A 5,421-nucleotide genomic window follows, 5' to 3' on the forward strand; every position below is an offset into this window, starting at 1 on the left:
GGATCTGCCGTGAAGCGAAAGTATCAAGTCTCACACAGTAATGAAAGGAAGGTTTGACTGTCGCAAGATGGTTGGATCATTCGTCAGTACGTTGAGTGAGCGACCGGGTTCGAAAGAGCCCGAAAAACAGTAACAGGTTTGAACTGAAGAGTTTGATCCTGGCTCAGATTGAACGCTGGCGGCATGCCTTACACATGCAAGTCGAACGGCAGCACGGACTTCGGTCTGGTGGCGAGTGGCGAACGGGTGAGTAATACATCGGAACGTGTCCTGGAGTGGGGGATAGCCCGGCGAAAGCCGGATTAATACCGCATACGCTCTACGGAGGAAAGGGGGGGATCTTTCGGGACCTCTCGCTCAAGGGGCGGCCGATGGCAGATTAGCTAGTTGGTGGGGTAAAGGCCTACCAAGGCGACGATCTGTAGCTGGTCTGAGAGGACGACCAGCCACACTGGGACTGAGACACGGCCCAGACTCCTACGGGAGGCAGCAGTGGGGAATTTTGGACAATGGGCGCAAGCCTGATCCAGCAATGCCGCGTGTGTGAAGAAGGCCTTCGGGTTGTAAAGCACTTTTGTCCGGAAAGAAATCCTCTGCCCTAATACGGCGGGGGGATGACGGTACCGGAAGAATAAGCACCGGCTAACTACGTGCCAGCAGCCGCGGTAATACGTAGGGTGCAAGCGTTAATCGGAATTACTGGGCGTAAAGCGTGCGCAGGCGGTTCGCTAAGACAGATGTGAAATCCCCGGGCTTAACCTGGGAACTGCATTTGTGACTGGCGGGCTAGAGTATGGCAGAGGGGGGTAGAATTCCACGTGTAGCAGTGAAATGCGTAGAGATGTGGAGGAATACCGATGGCGAAGGCAGCCCCCTGGGCCAATACTGACGCTCATGCACGAAAGCGTGGGGAGCAAACAGGATTAGATACCCTGGTAGTCCACGCCCTAAACGATGTCAACTAGTTGTCGGGTCTTCATTGACTTGGTAACGTAGCTAACGCGTGAAGTTGACCGCCTGGGGAGTACGGTCGCAAGATTAAAACTCAAAGGAATTGACGGGGACCCGCACAAGCGGTGGATGATGTGGATTAATTCGATGCAACGCGAAAAACCTTACCTACCCTTGACATGTATGGAATCCTGCTGAGAGGTGGGAGTGCCCGAAAGGGAGCCATAACACAGGTGCTGCATGGCTGTCGTCAGCTCGTGTCGTGAGATGTTGGGTTAAGTCCCGCAACGAGCGCAACCCTTGTCCCTAGTTGCTACGCAAGAGCACTCTAGGGAGACTGCCGGTGACAAACCGGAGGAAGGTGGGGATGACGTCAAGTCCTCATGGCCCTTATGGGTAGGGCTTCACACGTCATACAATGGTCGGAACAGAGGGTCGCCAACCCGCGAGGGGGAGCCAATCCCAGAAAACCGATCGTAGTCCGGATCGCACTCTGCAACTCGAGTGCGTGAAGCTGGAATCGCTAGTAATCGCGGATCAGCATGCCGCGGTGAATACGTTCCCGGGTCTTGTACACACCGCCCGTCACACCATGGGAGTGGGTTTCACCAGAAGTAGGTAGCCTAACCTGCGAAGGAGGGCGCTTACCACGGTGGGATTCATGACTGGGGTGAAGTCGTAACAAGGTAGCCGTATCGGAAGGTGCGGCTGGATCACCTCCTTTCTCGAGCTAAGTGCGTCAGAAGTGTTGAGCGCTCACGCTTATCGGCTGTAAATCAGGACAGACTCAGGGGTCTGTAGCTCAGTCGGTTAGAGCACCGTCTTGATAAGGCGGGGGTCGATGGTTCGAATCCATCCAGACCCACCACTGTTTCTGCGGTGGGCTGCAGCTAATCGACAAACCCTTGAGTAGAAAGCAGATAGGTTTATCTGTGCATGACTGGGGGATTAGCTCAGCTGGGAGAGCACCTGCTTTGCAAGCAGGGGGTCGTCGGTTCGATCCCGTCATCCTCCACCAATCCTCAATGCGTAGCGTTCTGTGAATACACAGAACGTTGTGCATTGGCGATTGAGCCAGTCAGAGTGATACGCGGTTATAGCAACTGCGATATCGGCTGTCGTTCTTTAACAATCAGGAAGAAGTAGTAAAGAGATTCACGAAAGGTCACTTAGAGATGGGTGATTCGAGTAGGTGAATCAGGGTTGTGATTGTATCAATGTATTTTTTAAGTGATCGAAAGATTGCTTTGGAATACGGCGCAACACGAATACTCAACCTGTAGCGGAAGTGTTGTGAGACACACCCGTTATAGGGTCAAGCGAACAAGTGCATGTGGTGGATGCCTTGGCGATCACAGGCGATGAAGGACGCGGTAGCCTGCGAAAAGCTTCGGGGAGCTGGCAAACGAGCTTTGATCCGAAGATGTCCGAATGGGGAAACCCACTCCGAATGGAGTATCCATGACTGAATACATAGGTCATGCGAAGCGAACGCGGTGAACTGAAACATCTAAGTAACCGCAGGAAAAGAAATCAACCGAGATTCCCAGAGTAGTGGCGAGCGAAATGGGACCAGCCTGTACTCTTTATCTTCATTGTTAGCTGAAGGCTCTGGAAAGTGCTGCCATAGCGGGTGATAGCCCCGTAAGCGAAAACAGCGAGGAAGAACTGGGTGTACGACAAGTAGGGCGGGACACGTGAAATCCTGTCTGAAGATGGGGGGACCATCCTCCAAGGCTAAATACTCGTGATCGACCGATAGTGAACCAGTACCGTGAGGGAAAGGCGAAAAGAACCCCGGGAGGGGAGTGAAACAGATCCTGAAACCGCATGCATACAAACAGTCGGAGCCTTTGAAAGAGGGTGACGGCGTACCTTTTGTATAATGGGTCAGCGACTTACATTCAGTGGCAAGCTTAACCGATTAGGGCAGGCGTAGCGAAAGCGAGTCCGAACAGGGCGTTCAGTCGCTGGGTGTAGACCCGAAACCAGGTGATCTATCCATGGCCAGGATGAAGGTGCGGTAACACGTACTGGAGGTCCGAACCCACTAACGTTGAAAAGTTAGGGGATGAGCTGTGGATAGGGGTGAAAGGCTAAACAAACCTGGAAATAGCTGGTTCTCTCCGAAAACTATTTAGGTAGTGCCTCGTGTATCACCTTCGGGGGTAGAGCACTGTCATGGTTGTGGGGTCCATTGCGGATTACTACGCCATAGCAAACTCCGAATACCGAAGAGTGCAATCACGGGAGACAGACATCGGGTGCTAACGTCCGGTGTCAAGAGGGAAACAACCCAGACCGCCAGCTAAGGTCCCCAAATATTGCTAAGTGGGAAACGAAGTGGGAAGGCTAAAACAGTCAGGAGGTTGGCTTAGAAGCAGCCATCCTTTAAAGAAAGCGTAATAGCTCACTGATCGAGTCGTCCTGCGCGGAAGATGTAACGGGGCTAAGCAATATACCGAAGCTGCGGATGCACATTTATGTGCATGGTAGGAGAGCGTTCCGTAAGCCTGCGAAGGTGCACTGGAAAGTGTGCTGGAGGTATCGGAAGTGCGAATGCTGACATGAGTAGCGATAAAGGGGGTGAAAAGCCCCCTCGCCGTAAGCCCAAGGTTTCCTACGCAACGTTCATCGGCGTAGGGTGAGTCGGCCCCTAAGGCGAGGCAGAAATGCGTAGCTGATGGGAAGCAGGTTAATATTCCTGCACCATTGTTAAATGCGATGGGGGGACGGATCGCGGAAGGTTGTCCGGGTGTTGGAAGTCCCGGTCCTTGCATTGGAGAAGGCGCTTTGGCAAATCCGGGCGCGTAATTCAAGGGTGTGAGGCCAGTCGCTTAGGCGACGAAGCAATCGGAAGTGGTTCCAAGAAAAGCCTCTAAGCTTCAGTTTAACAAGACCGTACCGCAAACCGACACAGGTGGGCGAGATGAGTATTCTAAGGCGCTTGAGAGAACTCGGGAGAAGGAACTCGGCAAATTGGTACCGTAACTTCGGGATAAGGTACGCCCCTGTAGCCTGACTGGCCTGCGCCAGAAGGGTGAAGGGGTTGCAATAAACTGGTGGCTGCGACTGTTTAATAAAAACACAGCACTCTGCAAACACGAAAGTGGACGTATAGGGTGTGACGCCTGCCCGGTGCCGGAAGATTAAATGATGGGGTGCAAGCTCTTGATTGAAGTCCCGGTAAACGGCGGCCGTAACTATAACGGTCCTAAGGTAGCGAAATTCCTTGTCGGGTAAGTTCCGACCTGCACGAATGGCGTAACGATGGCCACACTGTCTCCTCCCGAGACTCAGCGAAGTTGAAGTGTTTGTGATGATGCAATCTCCCCGCGGCTAGACGGAAAGACCCCATGAACCTTTACTGTAGCTTTGCATTGGACTTTGAACCGATCTGTGTAGGATAGGTGGGAGGCTTTGAAGCGGGAACGCCAGTTTCCGTGGAGCCGACCTTGAAATACCACCCTGGTTTGTTTGAGGTTCTAACCTTGGCCCGTGATCCGGGTCGGGGACAGTGCATGGTAGGCAGTTTGACTGGGGCGGTCTCCTCCCAAAGTGTAACGGAGGAGTACGAAGGTACGCTAGGTACGGTCGGAAATCGTGCTGATAGTGCAATGGCATAAGCGTGCTTAACTGCGAGACCGACAAGTCGAGCAGGTGCGAAAGCAGGTCATAGTGATCCGGTGGTTCTGTATGGAAGGGCCATCGCTCAACGGATAAAAGGTACTCTGGGGATAACAGGCTGATACCGCCCAAGAGTTCATATCGACGGCGGTGTTTGGCACCTCGATGTCGGCTCATCTCATCCTGGGGCTGTAGCCGGTCCCAAGGGTATGGCTGTTCGCCATTTAAAGAGGTACGTGAGCTGGGTTTAAAACGTCGTGAGACAGTTTGGTCCCTATCTGCCGTGGGCGCTGGATATTTGAAGGGGGCTGCTCCTAGTACGAGAGGACCGGAGTGGACGAACCTCTGGTGTACCGGTTGTCACGCCAGTGGCATCGCCGGGTAGCTATGTTCGGAAGAGATAACCGCTGAAAGCATCTAAGCGGGAAACTCGCCTTAAGATGAGATATCCCCGGGGCTTCGAGCCCCTTGAAGGGTCGTTCAAGACCAGGACGTTGATAGGTCAGGTGTGGAAGCGCAGTAATGCGTTAAGCTAACTGATACTAATTGCCCGTAAGGCTTGATCCTATAACAGGTGTGTCTTGTGGTTCACCCAGAACCCCGCACACGGTTGAGATCAGTGTTGTGCCAGATACGCACAGCCCAAAGTAATACCGGGAGGCATCCTCCCAGCTACTTCTTCCCGATTGGTTGTGTTGAGCCAGGCCTCAGCACAGCAACAAGTCATGCCTGATGACCATAGCGAGTCGGTACCACCCCTTCCCATCCCGAACAGGACCGTGAAACGACTCCACGCCGATGATAGTGCGGATTGCCCGTGTGAAAGTAGGTAATCGTCAGGCT

General features: G+C 53.3%; 2 tRNA genes and 3 rRNA genes. All 5 read left to right on the forward strand.

The window, feature by feature from the left end:
• Positions 1–140: 140 nt before the first annotated feature.
• The 5 genes from BGI01S_RS28770 (at position 141) to rrf (ending at position 5,420) form a co-directional block, all read left to right on the forward strand.
• Positions 141–1,675, forward strand: a 16S ribosomal RNA gene (locus BGI01S_RS28770).
• A 67-nt stretch (positions 1,676–1,742) separates the two neighbouring features.
• Positions 1,743–1,819: transfer RNA gene (locus BGI01S_RS28775), tRNA-Ile, on the forward strand.
• Between the two features lie 74 nt (positions 1,820–1,893).
• A tRNA-Ala gene (locus BGI01S_RS28780) sits at positions 1,894–1,969 on the forward strand.
• A gap of 295 nt (positions 1,970–2,264) precedes the next feature.
• Positions 2,265–5,145 (forward strand): 23S ribosomal RNA (locus tag BGI01S_RS28785).
• A gap of 161 nt (positions 5,146–5,306) precedes the next feature.
• A 5S ribosomal RNA gene (gene rrf, locus BGI01S_RS28790) occupies positions 5,307–5,420 on the forward strand.
• The 16S, 23S and 5S rRNA genes sit together here with 2 tRNA genes alongside, the layout of an rRNA operon.
• Position 5,421 lies beyond the last annotated feature (1 nt).

Origin of the sequence: Paraburkholderia ginsengisoli NBRC 100965 (assembly GCF_000739735.1) — a bacterium.
Taxonomy (GTDB): Bacteria; Pseudomonadota; Gammaproteobacteria; order Burkholderiales; family Burkholderiaceae; genus Paraburkholderia; species Paraburkholderia ginsengisoli.